Origin of the sequence: Neoalteromonas facilis, from assembly GCF_002807665.1 — a bacterium.
Taxonomy (GTDB): domain Bacteria; phylum Pseudomonadota; class Gammaproteobacteria; order Enterobacterales; family Alteromonadaceae; genus Alteromonas_E; species Alteromonas_E facilis.
Genome location: NZ_PEAY01000001.1, coordinates 802,366 through 829,291 on the forward strand (window position 1 = coordinate 802,366; position 26,926 = coordinate 829,291).

The window sequence follows — 26,926 nt, forward strand, 5'->3', positions numbered from 1 at the left end:
CCTCGGTATGCAGTGTTAATGCCTACGTTGATAAAATTGTTCCACGCATGTACTTAATTTTGCCAATGGCAAAACATGCTGTGCATCTACAGCGCCTATTTCATAGGCAGCGCCAGGCATTCCCCACACAACCGAAGTAGCCTCATCTTGAGCGAACGTTTTACAACCAGCCTGCTTCATGTTTGCAAGCCCCTGCGCACCATCTCGCCCCATCCCCGTTAGTATGATCCCCGTTGCACCTGCCCCAACATGTTGGGCAATAGAATCAAATAAAACACATACGCTAGGTCTATGACGATTCACCGGTTCGTTGTCATTCAACCTTACACAGAAGCTGCTGCCGCGCTTGGCAACTTCCATATGCCGACCACCCGGCGCGATATAAATATTACCCTGCTCTAAGGGCTCTCCCGACACAGCTTCTTTCACTGCAATCGGTAGCAATGAGTCTAACCGTCGGGCATAAGAAGCGGTAAAACCTGCCGGCAAATGCAAACAGACAACTATGGTTTCTCGACCTGTAAATTTAACCCGCGTCAGAAGATTCGATAATGCCTCTAGGCCGCCAGTTGAACCGCCAATAGCACAAATTTGATGACCTGCAATGTGCGCTGATTGCAGCTTTGTTTTTTGCTGAACCTGTTGTGGCCGTGCAGAAGCCTCTGATGCGCCCTGTTGCAATCGCTGTTGTAACTCCAGTAACTTAAGTTTTGGTACTTTTGCAGCAGCGACCACTTTTGAACAAATCTCATCACGGTAGGCATTGATTGACTGTGCTAAATTCGCCGGTTTCTCAATAAAATCAATCGCGCCGATATTCAATGCTTCAATGGTAACGCCTGCGCCCTCAGCCGTCAGTGTGGAAATCATAACAACCGGCATGGGACGTAACCTCATCAAATTACGCAGAAACGTGATCCCATTCATTTTTGGCATTTCGACATCAAGGGTTATTACATCTGGATCGGTGTCTTTGATGACCTGTCTTGCATCATGCGGGTTTTCAGCAATGCCAACTACTTCGGTACGCGGATCGCTAGCGAAGATGTCCTGCAACACGCTTTGAATTAACTTTGAATCATCGATGATTACAATTCGAATAGGCTTCATTAGGTTTACTCAAAACAAATCAATATCACCATACTGTGTGGTTTCTTTAGCAATCGCTTTTTGATAGCTTTCTTCGCGTTGCTTCACAGTTTCATTATGTAAATGAGCCAGCTTCTTGACCCAAGCTTTGCCAGTCGTAGGATCAAAGCGAACCTTTCTTGGATGAGGTCCACCCAGATCTGTCGAATCCAACGAAAAGCCCTCTAACGCCATAAACTTTTTCAAAAACGTAATATTGCTATCGCCAATTGACGTCATTTTCTGAATGATGTGACCACCACCAAAGGCTTTAAATTTGAGTCGTTTTTTCTCGCCACCGGCCTTTAATACTTCATTGATGAGTTGTTCCATCGCCACATCCCCAAAACGAAAAGACTCACTGGTGACATTACTGGGTGTTTGCTTGCTGGCAGGCAACATAAAGTGGTTCATTCCACCTACCCGTGCATTTAAATCATAAATGCACACTGACACGCATGACCCCAAAACCGTGGTAATAATCTCCGGCTCTCGCGTAACATAAAACTCACCAGGCAATATTTTAGCGGTACTTACTCCGACATTGCGGTCCAAATACCGATTAATATGTTCAAATCCTTTTATGCACTTTGGCAATACACTCATTATTACTCGCTTAATTGGTACATGTTTTTACCAATGTTGCGCCAATGTTCTTCAGAGCGAGGAATCGACTCTGAATGTCCTAAAAACAATATGCCACCGACTTTCAAGTTTTCTCTGAAGCGAGAAATAATTTCAAGCTTCTTTGGCATTTCAAAATAAATCAGTACGTTACGGCAGAATATATAATCAAACGTTTGATCAACGTGCCACGGATTAAATAGGTTTAACTGCTTAAAGTCTATGAGGTTAGTGAGCCTAGGTTTGATACGGCAAAGCCCCTGATTACTGCCTTTCCCTTTGAAAAAGAACTTTTTCTTTTGTGCATCTGAATATCCGCGAATATCATCTAACGGATAAATTCCCTGCTTAGCCTTATTGAGAACATTAGTGTCTAAATCCGTAGCTAAAAGCTTTATGTTGATATGACGCTTCTCACACACAGGTATACTGTTGATAAGTATGCTGTAGGGTTCTTGCCCGCTGCTACACCCTGCAGACCATATACTCAAATCTTTTTTATTGAACTGCTCTATTTCAGCTTTAAGTTTAGCGAAGTGGTGAGGCTCTCTCTCAAACGCCGTGACATTGGTCGTGATGGCATTAATAAACTCAGAAAATTCATTTTGGTCTTGTTTGACTTTCTTTATGTAGGCAGAGAAGTCATTCATATTTAACGCACGTAAACGCTTAGCTAAGCGTGCGTAATACATCTCAAATTTGTCATCCGTAATATGGATACCTGAATGGCTATGTGCCAACTTGCGCAGCGTATTAAAATGGTCAAAAGTAAAATCAAACTCTTTACTTCTAGTCATGGATAGATTCCATGTAACGCGAGAGTGTACTATCGCCTAAAAGTTCTAACTGCTCTGACAACGCTGATGACGCACCGGTTATCTGTATGCCGATACCTTTTTGGCCGCAACTCATACAAGCACTGAGTAACAGTTGATAACCACTCGAATCAATTTGCCCCACTTCAGACACATCCACCACTAGCGGTGTATCTTTATTGCACACTGCGATACTGGACAATAGTTGTTGATGAAATGCTTCAGCGAATTGCACAGTCAGTGACGTATCGGCAACGATACTGTTTGCCACAGTTTGCTCTGCATTTTCGTCTGCGACATCGGGCTCAGCCGCACTCTCAGAGATATTTTTGTCTTCTTCTGCAGTCGCTGCTATTTCATTGTCTGGTTCAGGTTCTTCATCACTTAAGCTAGGAATATCGAGCTCTAATGGCGTATCTTCACCTTGGCTCTCACTAACTGCTTGAACATCATCCGAATCCTCTTCTTGCAACCACTCGAGCGGATCATGGCCAAGCTTTTCACTGTCACTTTTGCTATTTTTGCTCACTGTGATTGCCTCTTTCTATTTCGCTCGCTAATGCCATAAATTCATCAGCACTCGGACTATCGTTGCTGTATCGGATAACCGATTGCCCGTGGCCTGGGCTCTCAGCAATTGCCGCTCGCTCATGGATCACTTGTTCAGTGACTTTGCTATTAAAGTACTGACGTATTTTCGCTTCGGCTTCTCGACTAACCGCTCTGTGTTGGAAGCGACTCACCACAACCCACAAATGATTAAAACTGCCCATAACATTCTCATAGCGCTTGATTTGCTTTGTCATTTCAGACAAACCGCTCAAACCGAGAAAATCAGGCGTAACCGGCACCAGCAACTCCTGACTTGCAGCAATACCGTTAATCACTAAAAAGCCATTTGATGGCGGACAATCAAACAGCACAAAATCCGCCTGCAATGCTGCATCTTTTGCCAACGATTTACGCATTATGAGTCCTCGCCCTGGGCTCATCTGCACCGACTCCAAGCGCATCAACTTTTCACCTGGAGGCACAAGCCTTAAGTTATCCGACAATGTAACGCAAACATCAGAAACGCTTGTTTCTCCCTGAATAATCTCGTACACCCCTGGGAGCGATTTATCCAAACACCCGAGGTACTGACTGAGATGTCCTTGTGGGTCCATATCGACAGCGACAACTTTGTGTCCCTTTAGCGCCAGCGCATCAGCTAGGTTGGCGCACATAGTTGTCTTGCCAACTCCGCCTTTTTGATTAACGAAACTAATGTTTCTTGTCATTACTCAGCGCTACTTACATCCGAAATTTGTGACCGCACTTCTTCAAAATCGCTTGATTCAAGCAATTGCTCTATATCCAACAGCAAAATGATGTTCGCATCCCGTTTAAACAGACCAAATATCACTTTGTTTTTGGCGTTTTTAACGTTGGGAGGTTGGCGAATATCATTCGGCTTTACACTCATCACGTCAGACACGGCATCAACGACAATGCCCAGCAATCGAGATTGGGAGTCACTTTCAGCCTGAACAATGACTACAACCGTTTTATCACCAATACTGGTATTGTCGCTGCCAAGCACAATACGCAGATCAACAATGGGGACTATGGCTTCACGGAAATCAATAACACCCAACCAACCAAAGGGTAAATCAGGTAAACGGCGCACGGATTCTAAGACGCGAACTTCCTGAACATCCGTGATGTTGATGGCGAACAAATCACCACCAACATCTAAGCTCAGCAATTCCAGGTTTGACTCCATTGCAGTATTCATGAATTAAAATTCTTCCCATTCTTCGTCGTTCGACTGATAGGTCTGCTTCACCGATTTGGGCGCTTGAGCACCAGACACTTTAACCGCGGGTTTAGGTGCTGAAGGCTTAGCAACAGATGCTCTAGGCATTGGTGCAGCACCAGCTGACCCAGTGCCATCATCCTCAACTTGGAAGAAGGATACGCGCTCTACCATTTCATCCACTTGCTGTACCGAAGACTGACTAGCCGATGAGGCTTCTTCAGCCAAGGCTGCATTTTGTTGAGTAATATCATCAAGCTCTGCCACAGCCTGGTTTACTTGGGCGATACCACTGGCCTGTTCATTTGTCGCGTTGTCCATATCAGCGATCAGAGACGACAGTTGATCAATATTGGTCAGAATTTCTTTCAGAGACTCGCCGCACTGATTAACCAAGTCACTGCCTGTCATAACTTTCGATGAACTATCATCAATCAACTCTTTAATTTCTTTGGCCGACGTCGCCGAACGCTGGGCCAAATTCCGCACTTCATTGGCCACAACAGCAAAGCCCCTACCATGCTCTCCGGCTCGTGCGGCTTCAACAGACGCGTTAAGAGCAAGCAAGTTGGTTTGGAACGCTATTTCATCTATCACACCAATTATCGCGCTAATTTTGTTTGAGCTTTCGGTGATTTCTTCCATTGATTTCACCGCGCTTAAGACGATATGTTCGCCCTTATTGGCTTTAACCCGCGCGTCTTCAGCCGCGCGATTCGCTGTCGAGGCATTTTCAGCCGTACTTTTCACATTACCCGTCAACTCTTCTAAGCTAGCTGCCGTTTCCTCAAGGTTGGATGCTTGTTTTTCGGTACGCTCAGACAATTGGTCATTACCCAACGACAATTCGTGATTCGCTGAACGAATCGAATCTGCACTGGTTTTAATCGAGGAAATAACGTTATTAAGACGACGCGTGGTGTCATTCAGTGCATTTTTAACTTCGCCAAACATACCTTGGTAGTCATCAACAATCTGCACTCGCATATCCCCTTCAGATACGCGCTGTAACGCTGTATTCACATCGCGTACGAAGGCATTCACAGTCTGTGAAAGTTCATTTAAACCATTGGCAATATTGAGGAAAAAGCCTTCCTTATTGTCGGTTGCTATCAGAGCACCCAGGTTACCCTGCGCGACACTGGTAACGAGTTTTTCGACTTCTTGCTCCGTTTCCACTTGCAGCGTAACGTCAGCCCATTCAACCACGAAACCAATACGCTCACCGTTACCGGTAAATACGGGGTTTGCAATCAAATCAAAGCGTCTTCTTCCCACTTGTATACGTGTTCTGTAGGTTGAATTAAGTTTTTCCAGCATGCTGCGTTGATGCGCTGGATTTTTATGGAATTGGTCGATATTTCTGCCAATCAAATTGTTGGCATCAAAACTAGGCAGCTCTTTCTTAAGATCAGATTCAGCCAATTTCATCATGTTTTGAACAGAGTTGTTCATATACACAATGTCTAGATTCGCGTCAGCCACCATCACATTACTGGAAACACCGTCAAGTGCTGATCGCACTCGCGCATTGTCTGCTGCGATCTTTTCTTGCTGTTTAAGCTCGGTAATATCAGCCCACTCAAGCGCTGTACCGATACGTTCTCCACTACTGTCAATAACCGGCGTTGCCGTTAATTGAAAGACCAATTCACCTAAGCTGATTTCAGTTTGATAGGTATCGGTGAGACGATCCAGTAACGTGCGTTGATGAGCCGGACTTTTATGGAAGGTATCAATGTTGACACCAACAAGCGCATCTGGGTTGAAGTCGGATTTGAGCAATCTGAAAGTGTCGACATTGTCTTTCATCATTTTATTCAAACTTTTGTTTAAATAAATGATGTTGTAGTCATTGTCGGCCAACATAACATTGGTATTAACGTTATCTAACGCGACCTGCAAACGAGCGGTATTGCGCTGTTCTTTTTCCTGTTGCAGTTTGAGGGTTAGGTCATGCCATTCAACGGTAAACCCTGCTGGTTGATTGCCTTGATTAAATAATGGCGTTACCACTAGGCCAAAGTGCAAATCCCCAACCTGAATGTTAGTTTCATATTTGCTGGTTAAACGCGCTAACATTTGACGTTGATGCTGCGGGTTCTTGTGGAAAGTATCAATGTTCACACCTATCAAGTTATCAGCACTGAAGTGTGGTAACGCTTTCCTGATTTCGGCTTCGTTTGATCGCAACATACTGTGCAAGGTGCCATTGACAAATGTGATGTTGAGATTCTCATCGGCCATCATTAAATTAGTCGATAAACCTTTCACCGCATTATTCAGCAAGTGAGCATCTTTCTCTTTTTCATGCAGCATTGCTTGGGTATCAGCAATGGTTTCAGAACTCGCTGACTGGGCTTGCTTAAACCACGCTATTGCCGCTAACACCGTTACCAGTTGGAATATAAAAATGGCGAATACCCAAGGCGTGAGGGCAAATTGCCAAAGCGCAACGCCTAATCCGGCGACTGCCAATAAGACAGCTATGAGAATAAAGCTGTTCTGGTTGTTTTTCATTGTGTATTCCCCGTTTAACTGTACGCGTTAAAAGTCTGCAATATCTAGCACTGCATCTATATCCAATAACACCGACATTGCACCACGTATGTCAGCGATCCCTGTCACAAATTTATCTGCGACCGACAAATCAAATTTTTCTGCATTCTTAATGTCTTCATCCGCCAAATTAACTACCTCTGATATCTGGTCGACGACGATCCCCATGGTTTTTTCACCTTGTTCGGTGACAACATTCAAGATCAAGACAATGGTTTCCTTATCCGCTTCTCTGATAGGTAGGCCAAATCGTCTACGCAAATCTATAATTGGCACTATTGCACCGCGAATATTGATCAAACCCAGAATAAAATGCTGCGCATAAGGCACACGTGTCATGCTTTCCCATATGCGAATTTCTCTCACTCGTAAAATGTCGACAGCATAGGTAATTGAACCTAATGAGAAGCTAAGCCACTCAGACTTATTCTGAGTGTCGTCCTCTAATAGTTCAGCGTCTGTTGCCAGTTCTTCTGTCATACTCAATGTACCTTTAACCTGCGCATCAATGCGCCAACATCTAATATAAATGCAACAGAGCCATCACCCAGAATGGTAGCCCCTGACAACTCATCAACTTTTATATAGTTAGCCTCTAATGACTTCACCACTACCTGCTGATGATTCGCGAGTTCGTCGACAATTAAGCCAAAATGCTGCCCATCATGCTCAACCACAACAACAAGCATTTCGTCTGTACGGCTATCGCTATTGGCCGAACCGAATGTTTCAGCCAGATTAAGTAATGGAATAAATTGAGATCGCCATTTGAACGACACGTCATGCGCACCAATTTCATTAATAGCTTCACGCTTGATTTGAATCGACTCAATAATCGCCAACATTGGAATAACAAAGGTTTCGCCTCTTACCTTGACCAATTGGCCATCCAGGATCGACAGTGTAAGCGGTAACTTTATGCTAAATGTGGTGCCCTCGTTGGCTTCAGATTTAACATCAATTTGCCCACCCAATGACTGAATATTCCGTTTCACCACATCCATGCCTACCCCTCGTCCCGATAGGTCGGTGACGGCTTCAGCTGTGGAGAATCCAGGCGCAAATATAAGTTCTTTGACAGCTTGGTCAGATAAACGATCATTAGCTCCTATAACGCCGTTTTCTATGGCTTTCGCTTTAATTCGATCGACATCTAACCCCTTACCATCATCGCTCACTTCAATGATAATATTTCCCACCTGATGGTAAGCCATAAGCCTTAGCGTGCCATTTCGAGGTTTACCATTCGCCTCTCTGTCTTTGGGTAACTCAATACCGTGATCAATACAGTTTCTGACTAAATGCACCATCGGGTCGGTCAGCTCTTCAATTACAGTTTTATCTACTTCTGTCGATTCACCGGATATCACCACATCGATTTCTTTGCCCAGTTGCTTACATAAATCACGCACCATTCTGGGGAAACGACTGAAACAAAAATCAATCGGTAACATACGAATTTGCATGACCCCGTCTTGCAAATCCCGCGTATGTCGCTCTAGCTGACCTAACCCCTCTTGCAGTCGCTGCAATTGAGGGTATTTTTCAGCATCGTTAAAGGTACTTAACATCGATTGTGTAATGACCAGTTCGCCCAGTAGGTTAATTAAGCCATCGATCTTTGATAACTCGACGCGAATAGATTGATTCGTTTTCTTGGGTTTACTTGCTGCAGCTGCTTTAGGGGCATCGGCGGGAGTTGCTACGCTATTAGCCGCGCTATTTGTCGATGCAGCTTCAGCAACCGGTGCCTGAACGATCGCGTCTTCAACTTTAGCGCTATCATGCCCTTCTTCATCCAAACAACGGTACTCTAAGCGAGCATCATCTTCGATCCACAAAAATACTTCTTTAAGATCATCAACACTCACAACCGAATCAGCATTAAGTGTGATCGTCCAGGAAAGATATAAATCAAGAGGTTCAATATTATCTATTGCAGGTAAGTTTTGACTGTCACAGCTCACCATAATGCTACCGAGCTCCGATAGCTCCTCGATATACCTGAGGGGCTCGTTGCCGGATAACAATAATTTGGCATCAGGCGCAAAGGTAATTTGCCACTTATGCCCCTGAGACCGCTTGACATGCCCAGAACCAGAGGTCCCTGCAGATGTCGCAGCAGAAGCATCACTATCGATAAGCTGTTGCAGCGTGCCCTTAACCTGATCGATTAAGCCGCTATTAATCTCTTCGTCGATTTGGTAATGGTTTACCAGATTGCGCAGACAATCCAAGCATTCAAACAAACAGTCAACCACGTCTTGAGTAAACGCACGTTGACCCGCCCGGATCATGTCGAGCAAGGTTTCCATAAAGTGTGTGAAATCAGCTAACTGGCTCATGCCAAATGTTGCACTGCCGCCTTTAAGGGAATGCGCGGAGCGGAATATATCGTTTACGACTTCAGATTCAATGTTGGTAATGTCTAACCCTAACAAATGTTGTTCAATCGAATCTAATGCTTCAGCACTCTCATCAAAAAACACTTGCCTAAATTTTTCCATTGGATCAGACATTGTTTGCGCCTTGTTTATTTAAGAACTTTGTTTACCACCGCGACTAACTTCTGCGGATCAAAGGGCTTCACAACCCACCCAGTAGCCCCTGCTTGCTTCCCTTCCATTTTTTTATCCTGACCAGACTCTGTGGTCAGCATTAGTATCGGAGTAAACTTATACGCAGGCTCTTGTCTGAGTAGGGTAATCAATTGAATGCCATCCATTATCGGCATATTCACATCTGAAATAACCAAATCGAATTGTTGCGATTTTGCTACTTCTAGCCCTACTTGACCATTTTCCGCTTCAGCGACTTCATGACCTTGCTCACTTAACGTAAATGTCACCATCGCCCGCATCGACGCGGAATCATCCACAGTCAAAATTTTCGCCATTTTACTTCCTGTTTTTATAAATTCGTTAAATTGCTTCGAAGACTATAACGACCAACGCACTTAAAAACTTCAGCCGTTGTTGTAATTAGGTATAGCAGCATGTTGAAAAATTAAAAATAAAATTTCTCATTTAGATGAAAAAAAAATTGATATAGATCAGATTCCTAGACTATGGTTGTTCTGAGTTATCTACTAAGATGATTCAATCAGATAGGGAAAATAAGCATTATCGAGGGCTAGCGAGTGGCTAAACACAAAGTATTGATCGCTGAGGATGACAGTGACCTATTGGCTGTACTCGAACTTATGTTGGAAGAAGATTTTGACCTTGCACTGGTAGATGACGGTGAAAAAGCCATCGCAGCGATAGAACAGAATCATTTCCACTTTATTCTCGTCGATATTCACTTACCCAAGAAATCCGGTTTAGATATTTGCGCATACGTGCAGACCTTACCCGCCAATGATCGCCCGAGTATTCTTGTGCTTTCTGGCGACCAAAGCGATGAAACCATTAAAAAAGCCTATTCTCTTGGTGCAGGCGACTACATCGGGAAGCCATTTAACGTCGTCTCTTTCCATCAGCGCTTAATGCGCTTGTCGCGAGACATCAACCAAATTCAAGCTCTGCAACAAAAAGACTCCAGCGTAAGAAACCTAGCCGAAATGGCCATGACGCAGGCATCTGCATACGGCTCAGGTTTAGAGTTACTTGCACGCTTAAACCGTGCTAACACCATAGACGCATTTATGGAAACGCTGGTGCAAGGTTTGTTAGCTCAGGGCTATCATTGTGCCGTTGAATTTAGAACGGACACTGAAAATTATAATTATGATGCTGATACCAAAGAATGTAGCGAGAACGAAAAGAAAGTTTTTCAGCTTCTGCACAATCATGGGCGTATTTATAATTTCGGTAAACGTGCGATATTTAACGAGAACAATTCATCAATATTAGTCAAAAACATGCCCACAGAGGGCACTAACTCTTACGATGCTGCTATCGATTTATTTGCAAAATTAGTCCCTGCATTAGGCACTCGCTTTACCGCCTTAATGAATATACAAACCATGAACCAAACGCGTAAGTCATTGAATGAGACCATCGATATGGTGTCAAAGGCCATAGAGGCGATGGAAATTGAACGGCGTGAAAACCTGGAAAGTATTGCGACAAGTATCAGTTTGAGTTTTCATCAGTTAGAAATGACCGACGAGCAAGAAGATTATTTTATTCAGTTAATTGAACAAAAACTGGAAAATAATCAAGCCAATGAGACGTTTAGTGAAGTGGTAACCCTGCTCAAACGCTGCGCTGAAAACCTCGCAGATGATGGTGTCGTTGAACAGGAAGAAACCGACTCCACCAGTGAGGTTACAGACGATGACATCGAGCTCTTCTAGCATCGCCAGCACCTATAATTTCATGATATCAATCAATAATATTTCAAATTGATTTGACTCATTCGCAGCATGAACTATACACAATAGTGAGCCATCGCAGTTAAGGGGTGTAAATGGCACTGTTAAGCGGTAAGTCAATTCTGGTTGCAGAAGATGCGGACATTACCGCCGATATGCTCAGCTATGTACTGGAACAAGAAGGCGCGAATATATGCCGCGCCCACAATGGAAAAGAAGCCATTGAGCTAGCGTTGGGGGAACCGTTCGATGCTATTTTGATGGATATTAATATGCCTGAGGGCAATGGCTTGCTTGCAACCCAAGAGATCCGCAAGCGAATAGCCAAGTGCCCCCCTATCATCGCGGTTACTGGAGAAGATAGCTTAAACCTTGAAGAGTTGGTCAAAATGGGGTTCAGTGAGTACATCACCAAACCAATTGATTTTGCTCAATTATATTCAATCATTTTTTCCCATGTGTCACATCAATAGGCAGAGAACAGAGTTTCAAGGAATGCTGATATGAATACACAACTAACTGATACTACGATTAAAATTGGCCATATAATAGCAGCCCTGATTGTGGCTATCGTGTTGCATTTAAGTTTAAGTGGTTTCGTTATTTCTCATCGCGTAAACGTTGATGATCACTGGACACAACTGAGCAAAAAACGCCTTGAAGCACAGCTGCAAATGCGCAGGTTGTCTGATGCATTAGGTTACGGTGGTTATATCCACCATTTTAAAAACATCGTATTACGTGATGATCGCTCTTTGTATGCATTGCTCGCCGATGATGCTGATAGGGTTACCGCGGCTTTGTCGGAACTCAATGTTCTGTTTGACGACCCAAATGTGCTTGATGCTATAGATTCCGTTAGAGAAACCTTTTTAGACTATCGCAGTAAAGAACAGTTTTTGGCGTTACGCTCAAGCGAATCCGCTGAGCTGATTGATAGTTTAGTGCAAACCGATGATGTGCGTGCAATCCACGCATTAACAAAATTACGCCAAACGGTTGATGTTTCACTTGAAAAAGACGTGTTCATGCTTGAAAAAGAGCTCAGAGGAAAGTCTGTTTATGATTATCTGTTATTGTCATCGGGTGCCTTTTACCTCATTTTTGGCTATTTCATTGTTAAGCTTGTGCTCAGCCTTCATTCAATTAGCAACAGAACTTCACAGCATGCCAGACGATTAAAAATCCTGCTCGAAGAGAGCCCTGCCGCTATCTTAGTGGTCAATACCGAAGGTCGCGTGACCTATGCCAATGAATCAACTGAACAAATGTTCAAGCTAGCCAATGACCAATTAGTTGGTATTCGCGTCGAAGAACTTATGCCTGACCGCTATCGGTCGACCCACACCAACAAACGCGAGACCTTTATTGAAAATAAAGGTCAACGTGCCATGGCGGGTCGCCGCGATTTATTTGGGCTGCGCAGTGACGGGAGCGAGTTCCCCATCCGAATATCACTGAACAGAGTCGAAAACGAAGGCGGTGTCGATATTGTCTGTATCATGGAAGATATTACCTTCGAAAAACAGCTCAATAAAAAACGCGTCCAGCAGCAACGACTTGAAGCCGTCGGCCAGCTAACAGCCGGCATCGCGCACGACTTTAACAATATGTTGGCAATTATCAGCGGGAATGCGGAGATCGCCAAAAATAAGAACATTCCGATCACTACGCGAGACTCTGCTATTATTAGCATTAGCAACGCCTGCAGCAAAGCGACCAAATTGACTCGCCAATTACTGTCGTTTAGTAAAAAACAAGAATTACACAATACCCGCGTCAACGTAAATTCGACCATACATGATATACAAAGCATGATTGAACGTATTGTTGGCGAAGACGTCGAACTGTCGTTGAATATAGCAGACGACTTATGGGACTCATTCCTGGATAAAGTGCAATTTGAAAGCGCTTTGATGAATATTGTGGTAAACGCCAAACACGCTATGCCTAACGGCGGAAAACTCAATATTAGTGCCGAGAACATTTTCATTGATGGTGAAATATCGTCGCAAAAATCACTAAAACCTGGGGATTATGTGTGTATCAGTATTGAAGATACTGGCATTGGTATGGATGACGAATTAGTGAGTAAGATCTTTGAGCCGTTTTTTACCTCAAAAGAACACGGTACCGGCCTGGGGTTAAGTACGGTAATTGGATTTGTACATAGCACTGGCGGCGATATTCTGGTAGATAGCACACCCGGCAAAGGGACTACCTTTGAAATCTATTTCCCCAAATTCTGTGAAACGCAAAACAGCTCCGTTGGAGCTGAAGAGAACATATCATTTTCTGATTCGCCACTGACGCATTTTACTATCATGATCATTGAAGATGATAAAGATGTCCTTGATATGCTTGCAAATTTACTCAAGTTAACGGGTGCGGAAATCATCTCCAGTCAAACCGAATCAGAAGCCTTGGATTACGGGTATGTTAGGCCAATCGATTTAGTGATATGCGATGTGGTTCTCAAATCTGGAGAAAATGGTTTCGACATCGTGCACAAACTTCGCCAGCTCCAACCCAACATTAAAGTGGTGTTGTCCTCCGGTTATAGCCGCAGTAACTTAGTATCACGTTTTGATGTTGATATTAACGACATTATTCTAACTAAGCCTTATTCCCATAAGCAGTTAATTGATGCTGTCGTCAATGCCCTTCGTACATACTAACAAGGCTATTCCCAGTGCTTTAACACTAAGAGTTAGTCAAATCGGCTAACTCGCTAGCGTGCCAACAAAGCAAAAATTTGTAACCACTTGATTTGATGAGAATTTTGCAATTGGCATGGCACCTGCTTAATCCGCACTAAGTTTAATTAGTCGGTAAACCTAGAATGAAAAACAAACAAGCCTTTAAACATCTTATTATTGCAACCTGTGTCTCCTTCGGACTATCCGGTTGTGTTATTCACGTGGGCGGCGGAAACGGTTGGGATATAGAAGATGGTGAAGTCAGCAGCGTGTTTGGTGATGTCAGTGTTGGCGAAGGCAAATATGTAAGCCATGTATCGTCAGTCAATGGTGATGTAACGCTTGAAGACAGAGTAACGGTCGATCATCTCTCTTCCGTCAATGGTGATATTGATATCGGTGAACACGTAACGGCTGACGGCGTTGATGTAGTTAATGGCGATATCGAAATTGGTGAACACTTCACCAATCAGAACGGCGTAAACTCAGTAAACGGTGATATCGACATCGCTGAACATGCCAACATTAACGGCTTAGTCAAAACAGTTAACGGTGATATCGAAATTAAGAGTGGCAACATCGATAATGACATCGTGACGACCAATGGCGACATTTCTCTACTGCATGGTAGTCACGTAACGGGTAACATCGTGTATGAGCAAAACAGTAAAAACTACTGGGGCTCTGATGAACCCAAACTGGTTATCGATGCAAAATCCCGAGTAGATGGTGAAATCATCCTTCACAGACCGGTAAAATTAGAATTTGCCAATCCAGAATTGCAAAGCAAAGTACGTCGTTACTTTGGTGAATAATCCCACGCGTCGCTTACCCTTTGCGTAAGCGACGCACATTCCAGTTAATTATATGACGCGCAAAATGTTGATAGAACCAGCGCTTCACGCCCGATAAGTTTGTACCGTATTGCCGATAGAAATCATCAGGTGAATCATACAATCCAAAGTCATCTGCAATGCCTTTGTGCTGAATAAACGTTGCCTTTCCTTGCCATTCCACGCCAGGCTCTTGAAAACAGTCTGTAGCTATCCCATAGCCGCAGAATGCTCCTTTGATATTGTCAAACTTACGCTGCACCGCACGTAAGTATGCCTCGTCAAGGATAAAGCCTTCTAACGCTATCCACTCCCCTTGGTATAACACTTCGACCCAACTGTGAATGATAAACCGTGGTGCCAAGCCAAACAGTAGACTGGGAATCGCGCCTTTTTGCAGTGCTTGGTCGATAGTGAAGCCATGAAATCGACACTCGATACCCACAGCTCTAAGCAGCGCCATCAACAAGCTTCCCTTAGTGTTGCATTGCCCATACCCATCAGCCAATACCAACGACGCGGGAATATCATCACTCTTGTTGTAGCCAAACACTATCTCATTACGCACAAAGTCATACACCGCACCAATACGTTCATACGCTGGCAGCGCCTGCCAAGCTCTTTCGGCAACAAGTTGCTGGATAGACGAATGCTGAAAATCGAGAATGGGAGTATTTGTTAAATATACCTGCATAGCCTTTGAACCTTAAATACCTTAGTCGACAAACACGATAAACCTTCGAGTCAGGTTAAGGTCAAGCGCTATTCTGCAGATGTTTTTAAATGTATTTTCGGAGCTGAAATACTCGGCTCAGAAAACGAGGGCTTGGCAAAGGTTACTTTCACCCGTTGAGATAGCAGCATATACGGGCACCATACGCATACCGTCACGATTGAACGAATAAACTCTTGCATGGTATCCGGATCAAAAATAGGCTCATCCACCACTATCAATGACACAATCCACGCATCGAGAGGAATAAAGATTAAATTGGCGATTGCCAACCCAATAAATACGCTCGGAAAGCGATAGTCCTTGCGATAAAACAGAAAGACTAACCAAACAGACAAGCCCAAAATCAACGCGTTATAAAACGTCTCTGAGATGATCAAAGGGCCCCAATAGGGATGATAGGCCGGATGGTCAAAGGTTGTAAGCGCTGTATACGTGCCGCTTGCGAAAATATCGTAGTACAGTGGGAAGTACACAAATGCCATTCTTAGCGGCGCTAACGTGACACCTATCGCAACCAGTATTAACCAGCCCTTAATACCGTATAGAGGGTTACTGTTTGTCGTCTCAGACATTACGGTTTGTGAACTAGACATCTAGTTTCGCTTGGTACGCTTTTTAACTGGTTTTTTGACAGCTTTTTTGGGCGCAGAAGCATCTCGCGACTTATTTAATTTGTGTTTTTTCACCGAACGTCGCATCCGTGACAAACGTGCGTGATCAAGCTGATTAAGTTTTTCAACAACTTTAGTTTGCGTTTCTGGCGGCAACTGAACCATGCTACGTAACGAATTAATATCATCCAGTCCGAGTTCGATCCATGCGCCTTGAGGCAACCTTTTCTTCAACTCAAGCGCACCGTAACGCACACGTATCAAGCGACTCACTTGTAGTCCCTGTGACTCCCACAAGCGTCTTACTTCACGATTACGACCTTCTGAAAGGGTTACATTGAACCATTGATTTAGGCTTTCATCGTCTTTTGGCTTGGCTTTGATATCGGTGAATTTAGCCATGCCGTCATCTAATTTAACGCCTGCTTTTAGCGCTTTAAGGTGAGCGGTGTTGACGTCGCCAAATACACGCACACTATACTCTCGTTCAACCTCACGGCTAGGATGCATCAAACGATTGGCAAGCTCTCCATCATTGGTGAACAATAATAAACCTGACGTATTAATGTCTAAGCGCCCTACTGCAATCCAGCGGCCAGGTCGAATCGCTGGCAAACGATCAAACACCGTTGCACGGCCATCCGGATCACTGCGGCTACACAACTCCCCTTCCGGCTTATTGTACATCAGCACTCTACAAGCACTGTCTTTGCTGAGACCCGAAATAATATGCCCATCAACACGAATTTGTGCTGTAGCTTCAGCACGATCGCCTAGAGTCGAGACTTGTCCGTCAACGGAAACGCGTCCTTGTTCGATCCACTTTTCCATTTCTCGACGAGAACCTAAGCCATAATTGGCAAGGATTTTTTGTAATTTTTCACTCATTAATGTAACTGCTCAGTAGTCGGCGGGCCCGATCCTTCATTGGAGTCTGGCGCTTGTTCCGATGAAGATGGTTCGTCTGTTTGTGCCTCAGCTAACGCATTAAATGCATCTTCGGTGGGCAATTCTGATAGGGATTTTAACCCAAAGTAATCTAAAAACCGATCAGTAGTTGCATAAAGTGCCGGTCGACCGGGTACTTCTTTTTGTCCGACCACATGCACCCAATCTCGTTCGGTCAGTGTCCGTATGATGTTGCTGCTGACCGCCACGCCGCGAACATCTTCTATTTCACCGCGAGTTATGGGTTGGCGGTAGGCAATCAACGCTAATGTTTCTAACAGTGCGCGCGAATAACGTGGCGCACTTTCCTGCCACAACCTTGACAAAAATGGGCTTAATGCGTCGTTTGAACGAAAACTAAATCCAGACGCCAATTCATGTAATTGGATCCCTCGCGCAGCATAATCCTGCTTCAATTCTTCCAGGATTTTATTAAGTTGTTGAGCCGACACAGTGAAGTCGGCCAGCACTGTCGACTGTATACGGGCCTTAGATAAAGGCTCCTCCGCGACAAATATAGCGGCTTCAATTAATTGTTTTAGTTGGGTTGCATTAATCTTTGTCATCAACGGTTACTCATCACTGCACAGGCGCACATGCACATTGCTATAGGGCTGGGCTTGTACACAGTCAATTAAGCCTTCTTTGACTAATTCTAGAATTGCCAGAAAAGTCACAACAGCGCCGCTTCTGCCTTCTTCAACGGTGAAAAGTTGCTGCATAGGAGTATAGTCTTGGGTTTTTAGGGTTTGCAGTATTTTGGCCATTCGCTCTCGCGTAGACAGCACTTCTCTGGCTATTTGATGATGCTCAAACGCTTTTGCTCTTTGCATTGCGCTGTGCATCGCCATTACCAACTCTTTTAGAGTGGTCTGTGGAATGATTTTAATTGGCGTCACATCCTCTGCAGCCTCGGCAGTAGCGGTGAAAAAATCACGCTCTAAGCGCGGTAATTGATCCAACTCTTCTGCCGCCTGTTTCACCACTTCATATTCACGCAGACGGCGGATCAATTCGGCTCTGGGGTCTACTTCATCTTCTTCATCAGATTCACGCTTTGGCAGCAACAGACGCGACTTTATTTCAGCTAATATTGCCGCCATCAAAAGGTATTCTGCCGCCAGCTCCAGTTTTAGATCTTGCATCATGTCAACGTACTGCAAATACTGCTGAGTGACCTGCAATACCGGCATATTCACAATATCAAACTTTTGCTTACGAATAAGATAAAGCAGCAAATCAAGCGGACCTTCAAAGGTTTCTAAAATAACCTCTAATGCATCCGGTGGAATGTAAAGATCTTCCGGTTTTTCGATTACCGCCTCACCGTTGACAAAGGCCAACGGTAGCGGCTGTTGAACCGGTTGTGATAAAGGATCTTTAGTCTTCTCACTCATTATAAAAATGGCTCGGGATCGCCTGCGCCGTAGCGAATGATCGTGCTCTCGCCTTCAGATAAATCTACGACGGTAGTGGGCTGTTCACCTAGGTAGCCGCCATGAATGATAAGCCCGACTCTTTTCTCCAACTTATCTCTGATTTCATCCGGATCCGATTCTGCAATATCTTCGCCCGGCAATATAAGCGTTGTAGACATCAAGGGTTCACCGAGTTCTTCCAACAACTGCAAAGCAATCGCGTTATCTGGAACACGGATCCCGATAGTTTTACGCTTCGGATTTTGCAAGCGTTTAGGCACTTCTTTAGTGGCTTTTAGAATAAACGTATAAGGCCCCGGCGTATTATTTTTAATCTGTCTAAAAGCCGTATTATCAACACGTGCATAAAGCGATAATTCAGACATATCTCTGCACATCAACGTGAAATTGTGATCTTTTCCAATCTCACGAATACGGCATATGTTCTCTAGCGCCTGCTTATTATCTATTTGACAGCCAATGGCATAACCGGAATCCGTTGGGTATACGATAACCTCACCCTGTCGAATCAATTCACACGCTTGCTTAAGCAATCGCGCTTGAGGGTTGTCTGGATGTACATAAAAAAACTGACTCATTAACTTCTCTGATCTTGAGGTTTATCGAAACACGACCAATCATGCCATATTGGCGTGACATCGTCAGGTAATCTTGAGCGCCGGCCCAATTCGGTCCAACGGCTAGGAAAATGAAAGTCAGACCCTACTGAAACCAGTAGCTCATGTTCATTGACTATCTCAAGTAGGATAGCCTGCTTTTGTGGCTCCAAATTAGGATAGTTTATCTCAATTGCATCGCCACCATGTTCAACAAACTCTGCCGCCAAACGGCGCAACCATTTAGTCGTCATATCATAATGTGTTGGGTGAGCTAATACAGCTTTACCACCGGCGTCATGGATCCACTGCACCGCCTCTTCAATCGAAATCCATTGCGGGCTCACGTGTGCTCTTTTGCCCTTCCCAAGGAATTGCTTAAACGCTTGTGCAGAATCTTTTACGTAACCTAATTGCACCATTGCATTGGCAAAATGAGAGCGCGTTACCTGCTCACTGGTGCTCGCGACGAGTACCTTTTCACCCACATCCGGCATGCCACACGCAGCTAACTTGGTAGCAATTTTATTAGCACGAGTTTGTCGACTTTGATGTTGAATTTCCAGTCGATTTAAGAATGTCTCATCTTGCTCATTTACATTTAGGCCTACAATATGAATATCATAGCCATGCCAGCGGGTAGACAGTTCAATGCCACTCACTATCGTTAAAGGGCGTTTCTGTGTTGCTTGGAACGCCCGCGCCTCCACTACCCCCGAAATGGTGTCGTGATCCGTCAGCGCTAATACATCCACTTGCATAGTATGTGCACGCAACACCAGCTCTTTTGGCGTTAACGCACCATCTGAATGCCGAGTATGGGTATGTAAATCAAATTTTTGCGACATAAATAAATTTACGGTTGACACAAGCCACGTTTTGTTTTCTTCTATAGGCATAGTATACGTGTGTGGCTACATAAATCCTAAGCCATAAATAACATTTTAGAGAATTCCATGACGCAAACATTCACAATGACCAACAACTGGTGGTGGCACTCCCTGAACTAACGGGCGGTGCACGTGTGTGCGTTTATAAATAATTAAGGCCCGTATTTTACGGGCCTTTTTTTTTGCAGGAGCAAAATACAACATGAGTTTAGCGGAATTAGGTAATGCAGTCGGCAAGGTTGAATCGATTTGCCAGCCGGCGAGTTATGTCATGGATCCTTTAATCGCGTATGAACAAATATGCGCAGATAGCCCCTACTCTATGCTGCTAGAATCAGCAGAAATCGATAGCAAGGATAACTTACAAAGTTTGATTTTGGTCGATGCCGCGCTACGTTTTGAATGTAATATCGATACGGTTACATGCGAAGCGTTAACAGATAATGGTCAGCACCTGCTTGCGTTGATAGAAGCGCATTGTCCCGTCACCATTTTAAGCACTCGTGACAAAAATTGTATTACATTGCATTGCCCTGCAAGCGACAATGACACCGATGAAGATGCGCGTTTAAAACAAGCCTCAGTGTTCGACGCATTGCGGTTGGTCATCAAACACATTCAACCGATCAGAGACGAGCCACACGCTGTTTTTATGGGCGGTGCATTTGCCTATGACTTACTGGCAACATTTGAGCACCTTCCTGCCGTCGAAAATGGTGCCAATACCTGCCCTGATTACGTGTTTTATGTAGCAGAGACATTAGTACGCATTGATCATCAACAACAAACTACTGAAGTCATTGGCAGCGTATTTTCCGGCGAGCAAGTTGCCAATGCATACTTTCGCGTCAGTCAGCGGGTAGAACATCTAAAAGCTGCCTTACAATCATTACCTGAGCATTTAGCCAATCCAAATGTAACAGTGGTTGACGAAGCGCTTGTGGTCGATAAGTCGGATGATGCCTTCATTGAAGATGTTGTAGCATTAAAGGAGCATATTTTGGCAGGAGACATATTCCAAGTTGTGCCTTCTAGAACCTTTTCTCTGCCTTGCCCTGCACCTTTACATGCATACGCTGAACTGCGTAAACGCAACCCTAGCCCCTACATGTTTTATCTTAAAGATCAGGACTTCTGCATGTTTGGCGCGTCTCCTGAATCAGCCCTGAAATATGCCGCTGATACCAATATCGTCGAGATATACCCGATTGCGGGCACCCGAGGTCGCGGCAAACGTGCTGACGGCAGCTATGATCCCGACTTAGACAGTCGCATTGAATTAGATTTACGCGAAGACAGTAAAGAAAAATCAGAACACTTGATGCTGGTTGATCTTGCACGAAATGACGTGGCACGCGTCAGTGAGCCTGGCACACGCTATGTGAAAGACTTACTTAAAGTCGATCGTTACTCACATGTAATGCACTTGGTGTCTCGTGTGGTTGGTGAACTGCGCAGCGATCTAGACGCCTTGCACGCCTACCAAGCCTGCATGAACATGGGCACACTCGTGGGTGCGCCCAAGGTCAGTGCAGCCACATTGATCCGCGAAGTAGAAAAAAAACGTAGAGGTAGCTACGGAGGTGCCGTTGGATACTTGAATGCTCAGGGCGATATGGACAGCTGTATCGTTATCAGAAGCGCCTTCGTGCAACATGGAAAAGCCTTTATCCAAGCAGGTGCTGGCGTTGTCTATGACTCAAACCCTCAAGCCGAGGCCGATGAAACCCGCAGTAAAGCACAGGCTGTTATTAGTGCTATTCAAGCAGCCAATACATTGCTAGCTTCACCAACGAATTCACAAGGAGTATCAGCATGATCAATGTTTTTTTACTCGATAACATTGATTCATTCTCCTACAACTTGGTGGATGAATTGCGTGCCTTAAAAGTAAACGTAAAGATATATCGAAATACCGTATCTGCACATACGATTTTCGCGGCGATGGAAATCGCTCGCCGACAAGCACCGGTCATACTGGTGTTGTCACCCGGCCCTGGCAGCCCATCTGAAGCCGGTTGCATGCCTGAATTGTTAGCCTTGTGCGCGGGTAAATTCCCGATTATTGGTATTTGTTTGGGGCATCAGGCAATCGTTGAATTCTGCGGCGGAAAAGTCGTAAGAGCCGATCAAGTTGTTCACGGAAAGTCTTCAGCGATCACCCATCAAATGCCTGAACTGTTCGGGGCTTTACCGAACCCACTAAATGTCGCACGTTATCATTCTCTGATTGGCAAAGACTTGCCTAGCTGCCTGTCGGTCATCGCACACTATCAGCATTTACCGATGGCGGTCTTCCATGAAGAACATAAGATGATCGGTTTTCAGTTTCACCCGGAATCAATTCTGACAGCACAAGGTAGCCAGTTACTTATGCAAACGATTAACTACTTAACCTCAGCGACGACGCCAATGACAACTTCATCATCGCAACAGCCTAAGGAGTAATACTATGATCATGGATAATCAACGCGTTATTGACTGCCTAGAACAATTGTATCGGGGAGAATCTCTCGACCAAGCCACCAGCTATGCTTTGTTTAATAATGTGATGCAGGGCAAGCTTGATCCTAGCCAGCTTTCGGCCCTTCTGGTAGCGCTCAAGATAAAAGGTGAAACAGCAGCCGAGATAGCCGGTGCTGCCGATGCGATGCGCGCCAACGCGACACCGTTTGAACGCCCAGACTACGATTTTGCAGATATCGTCGGGACCGGTGGCGATGGTCATAACACCATTAATATCTCATCAGCAGCAGCCATTGTGGCCGCCAGTTGTGGAGCACCCGTTGCGAAACATGGAAATCGCAGTGTTTCATCAAAATCTGGCTCTGCCGATTTGTTCGCTGCGTTTGGTTATGAATTGATGTCTTCTCCACAAGCCGCGCGTAAATGTTTGGATGAGTCGGGTTTTTGTTTCTTATTTGCGCCGGTCTATCATTCCGGTGTGAAGCACGCCATCCCGATCCGTTCAGCCCTGAAGACCCGTACACTCTTTAACATACTGGGCCCACTCGCCAATCCAGCAAAACCAACTTACAGCGTGCTAGGCGTCTATAGCCCTGATTTGCTGCAGCCATATGCAGATGTGGCAAGCCGAATTGATATGCCGCATGCACTGATTATTCACGGCAGTGGTTTGGATGAAATTGCAGTACATGGCCCAACCCAAGTGATTGAAGTTAACCATGGTGAGCAGAAGAAATACGCACTGACGCCTGAAGATTTTGGCCTACCCCACTACACACTCGATGATATAAAAGGTGATGAGCCTGAAGTGAATAAGCGCTTAATTGCTGATGTTTTGAATGGTCAGGGCAAGCCTGCGCACAGAGCCGCAATAGCCATGAACGCTGCCGCAGTAATAAAACTGAGTGGTAAAGCTGAAACTTACAAACAAGCGACGGAGATGGCCCTCGCCGCAATTGACAGCGGCAAACCTATCAAAACCATCGCATTAGCCGCCAAGGTTAGCCAATCAGGATCTGGAGAGAACCAATAATGTCAAACGTCCTAGCCCAGATCGTTGCCGATAAACGAGAAGAAGTCGCGTTGCGTAAAGTTGAGTTCCCGCTTGCCGAATTTCAGTCGCAGCTTGCGCCCACCGAAAAGTCTTTTTACGACGCACTTGCCGCCCCGAATGCGAGCTTTATTCTGGAATGTAAAAAAGCATCACCGTCAAAAGGTTTGATCCGCAAGTCATTTGATTTAGACGAAATTCTGGCGGCTTATACCCCTTACGCTGCCTGTATATCGGTTCTTACCGATGAAAAATATTTCCAAGGTACTTTTGACTACCTAGCCTATGTCACCGCACGAGTGACTCAACCTGTGATCAATAAGGATTTTTTTGTCGATGAATATCAGGTTCACTTAGCGCGCTACCATGGCGCTGACGCCATCTTATTGATGTTATCTGTTCTTAATGATGCCGAATACACCGCTTTAGCAAATATTGCGACTCATTACCACATGGCTGTTTTAACCGAAGTCAGTAACGAAGAAGAAATGCAACGAGCAATTGCCTTAAAAGCCAATATCATTGGTATCAACAATCGCAATCTACGTGACTTATCAACTGATCTTGCGACAACAGAGCGTTTAACACCCATGCTGCAAAACGTGCAATTCCCTCATGTTGTGATCTCTGAAAGTGGTATCTATACCCATGCGGACGTCAAGAGACTCAGCCCACTATGTGATGGCTTTTTGGTAGGCAGTGCGTTAATGGCTCAAGATGACATCACTCGTGCTGTTAAGTCGTTGCTGTTTGCAAACACCAAAGTCTGCGGAATAACGACTGTGGAAGCTGCCACCTACCTGACAACGAGTCCGGCCAATTATGCCGGGTTAATTTTTGCTGACAAATCAAAGCGTAAAGTCAGCTTTGAGCAAGCAACCAAGATTGTTGCAGCAGCACACAATCAATATGTCGGCGTATTTGTTGATCAGCCAATCGACTTGATAGTCGAATATGCTCATCAACTTAGCCTTGCAGCCGTGCAGTTGCATGGGAACGAAACCCTAGCTGATATTCGTGCACTAAAACACAAACTTCCCCCAACCTGCGAAATTTGGAAGGCAATTGGCGTTGATATTACCTCTGATTCGGTGAAGTCTTTACCGGTTTCGCTCACCCACGCAGATGATCCAATGTGGTCCATTGTGGATAAAGTACTTATAGACAGCAAAAGCGGCGATCAATCGGGCGGCACAGGACGTCAGTTTGATTGGTCTTTGGTAAAGCACATGGTCCATCCTGAGCGTCTTATATTGGCTGGGGGCATTTCGCCAAACAATGTTACAGCAGCGCTGGCGACCGGTGTTGCCATGTTAGACATAAATTCAGGCGTCGAAAGCGCGCCAGGCGTAAAAAGTTTATCCAAATTGAATGCACTGTATGCGCATTTACGAAGTTACTAAAATACATACGAGATAACGATGAATAAATTAGACACAAAATTTGGCGAGTTTGGCGGTATGTATGTACCTGAGCTGCTCATTCCCGCGCTCGACCAGTTAGAGCAAGCATTTTTAGATGCTAAGGAAGATCCAGAATTTCAACGCGAGTTTATGTCACTGTTACATGACTATGCGGGTCGCCCGACAGCGATGACACTGACACGAAACTTAGTCACCAACCCAAATGTAAAGCTGTACCTCAAGCGGGAAGACCTACTTCACGGGGGTGCACACAAAACGAATCAGGTGTTAGGCCAAGCGCTATTGACCAAGCGCATGGGGAAACAGGAAGTTATTGCCGAAACGGGCGCTGGGCAACACGGCGTTGCGACGGCCCTCGCCTGTGCGCTACTGGGTTTAAAAGCGCGCATATACATGGGCGCAAAAGATGTTGAACGTCAGGCGCCGAACGTCTTTAGAATGCGTTTGATGGGAGCCGAAGTGATCCCGGTTAATTCAGGATCAGGCACCTTGAAAGACGCAGTAAATGAAGCGATGCGAGACTGGTCTGCAAACTATGATAAGGCACATTACTTACTGGGTACTGCAGCTGGCCCTCACCCATTTCCAACCATTGTGCGTGAATATCACCGCATGATTGGCGAAGAAACACGTCAGCAGATCATGGAAAAAGAAGGGCGACTGCCTGATGCCGTTGTCGCGTGTGTAGGCGGAGGTTCAAACGCTATCGGGATGTTTGCCGATTTTATTGACGAACCCTCAGTACGGTTAGTAGGTGTAGAGCCTGCCGGTAAAGGTATTCACACCAAGGAGCACGGCGCCGCGATTTGCACAGGCTCTAAAGGTATTTTGCATGGCGCGTACAGCTTCATTATGCAAGACAAAGACGGTCAGATCGAAGAATCCTATTCTGTTTCTGCTGGTTTAGATTACCCAGCAGTGGGTCCGCAACACGCGCACCTTGCCGAAACCGGTCGTGCCGAATATGTCGCGATCACCGATGAAGAGGCGCTTAACGCCTTTAAGCTTCTGGCACGCAAAGAAGGGATTATCCCAGCACTAGAATCTTCACATGCGCTAGCCCATGCTCTCAACATGGCAGATGAAGCCGAAGAGGACACCATTATCGTGGTCAACCTATCTGGACGTGGCGATAAAGATTTGAATCACGTTATATCTATCTTAGGGGAGAATGCCTAATGTCACGCTATGAAGCGATGTTCACGCGATTATCTGAACAAAACCAAGGCGCCTTTGTCCCTTTTGTTATGTTGGGTGATCCTGGCAAACAATCCTCTATCGACATCATTCGACAGCTTATTCTCAGTGGCGCTGATGCATTAGAGCTCGGTATTCCCTATTCCGATCCCATTGCCGACGGTCCAACCATTCAAGGCGCCAGTATTCGTGCGCTAAGTGCTGGCATCACACCATCAGATTGCTTTGATATTATCCGTGCCATCCGCGATGAATTCGAGCATGTCCCTATTGGCTTGCTGCTATATAGTAATCTTGTGCTTAAACCCGGCATTGAGAGCTTCTATCAAGCAGCAGAAGACGCAGGTGTAGACTCTATCCTGATCGCTGATGTGCCACTGCGTGAAGCACAGCAATTTATTAGCATCGCAAAACAACACCACATACAACAGATACTTATTGCCCCTCCCAACGCGACTGATGAGACCCTTCAGGCCATAGGTGAATTATCATCCGGATATACCTACCTACTTGGCAGAGCGGGCGTGACGGGTGCAGAAACTGCCGCAGACATTCCAGCCTCGGCCTTGATTGATAAACTGACCCAATATAAAGTTGCGCCTCCGTTATTGGGATTTGGCATATCCACCCCTGAACAGGTCAGAAGTGCCATACAAGCTGGGGCCGCAGGCGCTATATCGGGTTCAGCCACCGTCAATATTATTGCCAACAACCTTGGCGATCATGACGCGATGCTCACTGAATTAGGCGAGTTTGTCAGCGCGATGAAAGCTGCAACGTAACGGCCCAAAACC

Annotated in this window: 27 protein-coding genes; 10 read left to right on the plus strand and 17 right to left on the minus strand. The window is 45.1% G+C overall.

The genetic code is table 11. The features are described from left to right. Positions 1-15 precede the first annotated feature (15 nt). The 10 genes from CSH93_RS03620 to CSH93_RS03665 are packed head-to-tail and all read right to left on the minus strand — an operon-like array spanning position 16 to position 9,820. Positions 16-1,110, minus strand: coding sequence for a protein-glutamate methylesterase/protein-glutamine glutaminase (locus CSH93_RS03620; RefSeq protein ID WP_100641839.1), 1,095 nt, complete (start codon positions 1,108-1,110; stop codon positions 16-18). A gap of 9 nt (positions 1,111-1,119) precedes the next feature. Further along, positions 1,120-1,734 carry a chemoreceptor glutamine deamidase CheD gene (cheD, locus tag CSH93_RS03625; RefSeq protein WP_100641840.1) on the minus strand — a complete coding sequence of 205 codons (615 nt, stop codon included), beginning with the start codon at positions 1,732-1,734 and terminating at the stop codon, positions 1,120-1,122. Between the two features lie 2 nt (positions 1,735-1,736). Next, positions 1,737-2,549, minus strand: coding sequence for a CheR family methyltransferase (locus CSH93_RS03630; protein ID WP_100641841.1), 813 nt, complete (start codon positions 2,547-2,549; stop codon positions 1,737-1,739). Further along, the gene (locus CSH93_RS03635) at positions 2,542-3,096 is read right to left on the minus strand and encodes an STAS domain-containing protein (protein ID WP_164078283.1); all 555 of its coding nucleotides are present in this window, start codon (positions 3,094-3,096) and stop codon (positions 2,542-2,544) included. The genes CSH93_RS03630 and CSH93_RS03635 overlap by 8 nt, the downstream gene beginning before the upstream one ends. After that, positions 3,083-3,847, minus strand: a complete 765-nt coding sequence (locus tag CSH93_RS03640) for a ParA family protein (protein WP_100641843.1) — start codon at positions 3,845-3,847, stop codon at positions 3,083-3,085. The genes CSH93_RS03635 and CSH93_RS03640 overlap by 14 nt, the downstream gene beginning before the upstream one ends. Beyond that, on the minus strand, positions 3,847-4,344 hold the full coding sequence (locus CSH93_RS03645) for a chemotaxis protein CheW (RefSeq protein ID WP_100641844.1): 498 nt from the start codon (positions 4,342-4,344) through the stop codon (positions 3,847-3,849). The genes CSH93_RS03640 and CSH93_RS03645 overlap by 1 nt, the downstream gene beginning before the upstream one ends. 3 nt (positions 4,345-4,347) lie before the next feature. Then, positions 4,348-6,885, minus strand: a complete 2,538-nt coding sequence (locus CSH93_RS03650) for a methyl-accepting chemotaxis protein (protein ID WP_100641845.1) — start codon at positions 6,883-6,885, stop codon at positions 4,348-4,350. Between the two features lie 27 nt (positions 6,886-6,912). Continuing rightward, positions 6,913-7,404 (minus strand): chemotaxis protein CheW, encoded by a 492-nt coding sequence (locus tag CSH93_RS03655; RefSeq protein ID WP_100641846.1) that lies wholly within the window; start codon positions 7,402-7,404, stop codon positions 6,913-6,915. A gap of 2 nt (positions 7,405-7,406) precedes the next feature. After that, a complete protein-coding gene (locus CSH93_RS03660) occupies positions 7,407-9,443 on the minus strand; it encodes a chemotaxis protein CheA (protein ID WP_100641847.1) in 2,037 nt (678 codons plus the stop codon). A 14-nt stretch (positions 9,444-9,457) separates the two neighbouring features. Continuing rightward, on the minus strand, positions 9,458-9,820 hold the full coding sequence (locus CSH93_RS03665) for a response regulator (RefSeq protein WP_100641848.1): 363 nt from the start codon (positions 9,818-9,820) through the stop codon (positions 9,458-9,460). A 243-nt stretch (positions 9,821-10,063) separates the two neighbouring features. Here CSH93_RS03665 and CSH93_RS03670 point away from each other — a divergent pair, with 243 nt between their 5' ends. The 4 genes from CSH93_RS03670 to CSH93_RS03685 all read left to right on the plus strand — a co-directional run bounded on the left by CSH93_RS03670 (position 10,064) and on the right by CSH93_RS03685 (position 14,756). Then, complete coding sequence (locus CSH93_RS03670) at positions 10,064-11,224, plus strand: response regulator (protein ID WP_100641849.1); 1,161 nt, start codon at positions 10,064-10,066, stop codon at positions 11,222-11,224. 113 nt (positions 11,225-11,337) lie between these two features. After that, positions 11,338-11,715: a response regulator gene (locus tag CSH93_RS03675; RefSeq protein WP_100641850.1), complete on the plus strand. Its 378-nt coding sequence runs from the start codon at positions 11,338-11,340 to the stop codon at positions 11,713-11,715. A 30-nt stretch (positions 11,716-11,745) separates the two neighbouring features. Then, a complete protein-coding gene (locus tag CSH93_RS03680) occupies positions 11,746-13,920 on the plus strand; it encodes a hybrid sensor histidine kinase/response regulator (RefSeq protein WP_100641851.1) in 2,175 nt (724 codons plus the stop codon). Positions 13,921-14,084: 164 nt separating this feature from the next. Further along, the gene (locus tag CSH93_RS03685) at positions 14,085-14,756 is read left to right on the plus strand and encodes a DUF4097 family beta strand repeat-containing protein (RefSeq protein ID WP_100641852.1); all 672 of its coding nucleotides are present in this window, start codon (positions 14,085-14,087) and stop codon (positions 14,754-14,756) included. Positions 14,757-14,769: 13 nt separating this feature from the next. Here CSH93_RS03685 and CSH93_RS03690 read toward each other — a convergent pair whose 3' ends face one another. The 7 genes from CSH93_RS03690 to CSH93_RS03720 all read right to left on the minus strand — a co-directional run bounded on the left by CSH93_RS03690 (position 14,770) and on the right by CSH93_RS03720 (position 19,952). After that, complete coding sequence (locus CSH93_RS03690) at positions 14,770-15,468, minus strand: transglutaminase-like domain-containing protein (RefSeq protein WP_100641853.1); 699 nt, start codon at positions 15,466-15,468, stop codon at positions 14,770-14,772. Positions 15,469-15,536: 68 nt separating this feature from the next. After that, positions 15,537-16,103 (minus strand): DUF2569 domain-containing protein, encoded by a 567-nt coding sequence (locus CSH93_RS03695; RefSeq protein ID WP_100641854.1) that lies wholly within the window; start codon positions 16,101-16,103, stop codon positions 15,537-15,539. Beyond that, complete coding sequence (gene rluB / locus CSH93_RS03700) at positions 16,104-17,009, minus strand: 23S rRNA pseudouridine(2605) synthase RluB (protein WP_100641855.1); 906 nt, start codon at positions 17,007-17,009, stop codon at positions 16,104-16,106. Continuing rightward, a complete protein-coding gene (scpB, locus tag CSH93_RS03705; RefSeq protein ID WP_100641856.1) occupies positions 17,009-17,635 on the minus strand; it encodes an SMC-Scp complex subunit ScpB in 627 nt (208 codons plus the stop codon). The genes rluB and scpB overlap by 1 nt, the downstream gene beginning before the upstream one ends. A gap of 6 nt (positions 17,636-17,641) precedes the next feature. After that, positions 17,642-18,466, minus strand: coding sequence for a segregation and condensation protein A (locus CSH93_RS03710; protein WP_100641857.1), 825 nt, complete (start codon positions 18,464-18,466; stop codon positions 17,642-17,644). After that, positions 18,466-19,086, minus strand: a complete 621-nt coding sequence (locus CSH93_RS03715) for an L-threonylcarbamoyladenylate synthase (RefSeq protein WP_100641858.1) — start codon at positions 19,084-19,086, stop codon at positions 18,466-18,468. Before CSH93_RS03715 ends, CSH93_RS03710 begins: the two co-directional genes overlap by 1 nt. Next, positions 19,086-19,952 (minus strand): PHP domain-containing protein, encoded by an 867-nt coding sequence (locus CSH93_RS03720; protein WP_100642327.1) that lies wholly within the window; start codon positions 19,950-19,952, stop codon positions 19,086-19,088. The genes CSH93_RS03715 and CSH93_RS03720 overlap by 1 nt, the downstream gene beginning before the upstream one ends. 244 nt (positions 19,953-20,196) lie before the next feature. On the opposite strand from CSH93_RS03720, the gene CSH93_RS03725 reads away from it, so the two are divergent. Genes CSH93_RS03725 through trpA form a run of 6 tightly spaced genes read left to right on the plus strand, consistent with a single transcriptional unit; the run spans position 20,197 to position 26,914 of the window. Continuing rightward, positions 20,197-21,813, plus strand: coding sequence for an anthranilate synthase component 1 (locus tag CSH93_RS03725; protein ID WP_100641859.1), 1,617 nt, complete (start codon positions 20,197-20,199; stop codon positions 21,811-21,813). Further along, entirely contained in the window at positions 21,810-22,442 is a 633-nt protein-coding gene (locus tag CSH93_RS03730; RefSeq protein WP_100641860.1) for an aminodeoxychorismate/anthranilate synthase component II, read from the plus strand. Before CSH93_RS03725 ends, CSH93_RS03730 begins: the two co-directional genes overlap by 4 nt. A 10-nt stretch (positions 22,443-22,452) precedes the next feature. Next, a complete protein-coding gene (trpD, locus tag CSH93_RS03735) occupies positions 22,453-23,493 on the plus strand; it encodes an anthranilate phosphoribosyltransferase (protein WP_100642328.1) in 1,041 nt (346 codons plus the stop codon). After that, a complete protein-coding gene (trpCF, locus tag CSH93_RS03740; protein WP_100641861.1) occupies positions 23,493-24,914 on the plus strand; it encodes a bifunctional indole-3-glycerol-phosphate synthase TrpC/phosphoribosylanthranilate isomerase TrpF in 1,422 nt (473 codons plus the stop codon). Before trpD ends, trpCF begins: the two co-directional genes overlap by 1 nt. Positions 24,915-24,932: 18 nt before the next feature. Beyond that, positions 24,933-26,114 (plus strand): tryptophan synthase subunit beta, encoded by a 1,182-nt coding sequence (trpB, locus tag CSH93_RS03745; protein ID WP_100641862.1) that lies wholly within the window; start codon positions 24,933-24,935, stop codon positions 26,112-26,114. Next, positions 26,114-26,914, plus strand: a complete 801-nt coding sequence (gene trpA, locus CSH93_RS03750) for a tryptophan synthase subunit alpha (RefSeq protein WP_100641863.1) — start codon at positions 26,114-26,116, stop codon at positions 26,912-26,914. The genes trpB and trpA overlap by 1 nt, the downstream gene beginning before the upstream one ends. Positions 26,915-26,926: the final 12 nt, after the last annotated feature.

Excerpts from the sequence above, each read along its gene's own strand:
- CSH93_RS03620 (WP_100641839.1), bottom strand. The coding sequence starts at position 1,110 with ATGAAGCCTATTCGAATTGTAATCATCGATGATTCAAAGTTAATTCAA.
- cheD (WP_100641840.1), bottom strand. The coding sequence starts at position 1,734 with ATGAGTGTATTGCCAAAGTGCATAAAAGGATTTGAACATATTAATCGG.
- CSH93_RS03630 (WP_100641841.1), bottom strand. The coding sequence starts at position 2,549 with ATGACTAGAAGTAAAGAGTTTGATTTTACTTTTGACCATTTTAATACG.
- CSH93_RS03640 (WP_100641843.1), bottom strand. The coding sequence starts at position 3,847 with ATGACAAGAAACATTAGTTTCGTTAATCAAAAAGGCGGAGTTGGCAAG.
- CSH93_RS03645 (WP_100641844.1), bottom strand. The coding sequence starts at position 4,344 with ATGAATACTGCAATGGAGTCAAACCTGGAATTGCTGAGCTTAGATGTT.
- CSH93_RS03650 (WP_100641845.1), bottom strand. The coding sequence starts at position 6,885 with ATGAAAAACAACCAGAACAGCTTTATTCTCATAGCTGTCTTATTGGCA.
- CSH93_RS03655 (WP_100641846.1), bottom strand. The coding sequence starts at position 7,404 with ATGACAGAAGAACTGGCAACAGACGCTGAACTATTAGAGGACGACACT.
- CSH93_RS03660 (WP_100641847.1), bottom strand. The coding sequence starts at position 9,443 with ATGTCTGATCCAATGGAAAAATTTAGGCAAGTGTTTTTTGATGAGAGT.
- CSH93_RS03665 (WP_100641848.1), bottom strand. The coding sequence starts at position 9,820 with ATGGCGAAAATTTTGACTGTGGATGATTCCGCGTCGATGCGGGCGATG.
- CSH93_RS03675 (WP_100641850.1), top strand. The coding sequence starts at position 11,338 with ATGGCACTGTTAAGCGGTAAGTCAATTCTGGTTGCAGAAGATGCGGAC.
- CSH93_RS03680 (WP_100641851.1), top strand. The coding sequence starts at position 11,746 with ATGAATACACAACTAACTGATACTACGATTAAAATTGGCCATATAATA.
- CSH93_RS03685 (WP_100641852.1), top strand. The coding sequence starts at position 14,085 with ATGAAAAACAAACAAGCCTTTAAACATCTTATTATTGCAACCTGTGTC.
- CSH93_RS03690 (WP_100641853.1), bottom strand. The coding sequence starts at position 15,468 with ATGCAGGTATATTTAACAAATACTCCCATTCTCGATTTTCAGCATTCG.
- CSH93_RS03695 (WP_100641854.1), bottom strand. The coding sequence starts at position 16,103 with ATGTCTAGTTCACAAACCGTAATGTCTGAGACGACAAACAGTAACCCT.
- rluB (WP_100641855.1), bottom strand. The coding sequence starts at position 17,009 with ATGAGTGAAAAATTACAAAAAATCCTTGCCAATTATGGCTTAGGTTCT.
- scpB (WP_100641856.1), bottom strand. The coding sequence starts at position 17,635 with ATGACAAAGATTAATGCAACCCAACTAAAACAATTAATTGAAGCCGCT.
- CSH93_RS03710 (WP_100641857.1), bottom strand. The coding sequence starts at position 18,466 with ATGAGTGAGAAGACTAAAGATCCTTTATCACAACCGGTTCAACAGCCG.
- CSH93_RS03715 (WP_100641858.1), bottom strand. The coding sequence starts at position 19,086 with ATGAGTCAGTTTTTTTATGTACATCCAGACAACCCTCAAGCGCGATTG.
- CSH93_RS03720 (WP_100642327.1), bottom strand. The coding sequence starts at position 19,952 with ATGTCGCAAAAATTTGATTTACATACCCATACTCGGCATTCAGATGGT.
- CSH93_RS03725 (WP_100641859.1), top strand. The coding sequence starts at position 20,197 with ATGAGTTTAGCGGAATTAGGTAATGCAGTCGGCAAGGTTGAATCGATT.
- CSH93_RS03730 (WP_100641860.1), top strand. The coding sequence starts at position 21,810 with ATGATCAATGTTTTTTTACTCGATAACATTGATTCATTCTCCTACAAC.
- trpD (WP_100642328.1), top strand. The coding sequence starts at position 22,453 with ATGGATAATCAACGCGTTATTGACTGCCTAGAACAATTGTATCGGGGA.
- trpCF (WP_100641861.1), top strand. The coding sequence starts at position 23,493 with ATGTCAAACGTCCTAGCCCAGATCGTTGCCGATAAACGAGAAGAAGTC.
- trpB (WP_100641862.1), top strand. The coding sequence starts at position 24,933 with ATGAATAAATTAGACACAAAATTTGGCGAGTTTGGCGGTATGTATGTA.
- trpA (WP_100641863.1), top strand. The coding sequence starts at position 26,114 with ATGTCACGCTATGAAGCGATGTTCACGCGATTATCTGAACAAAACCAA.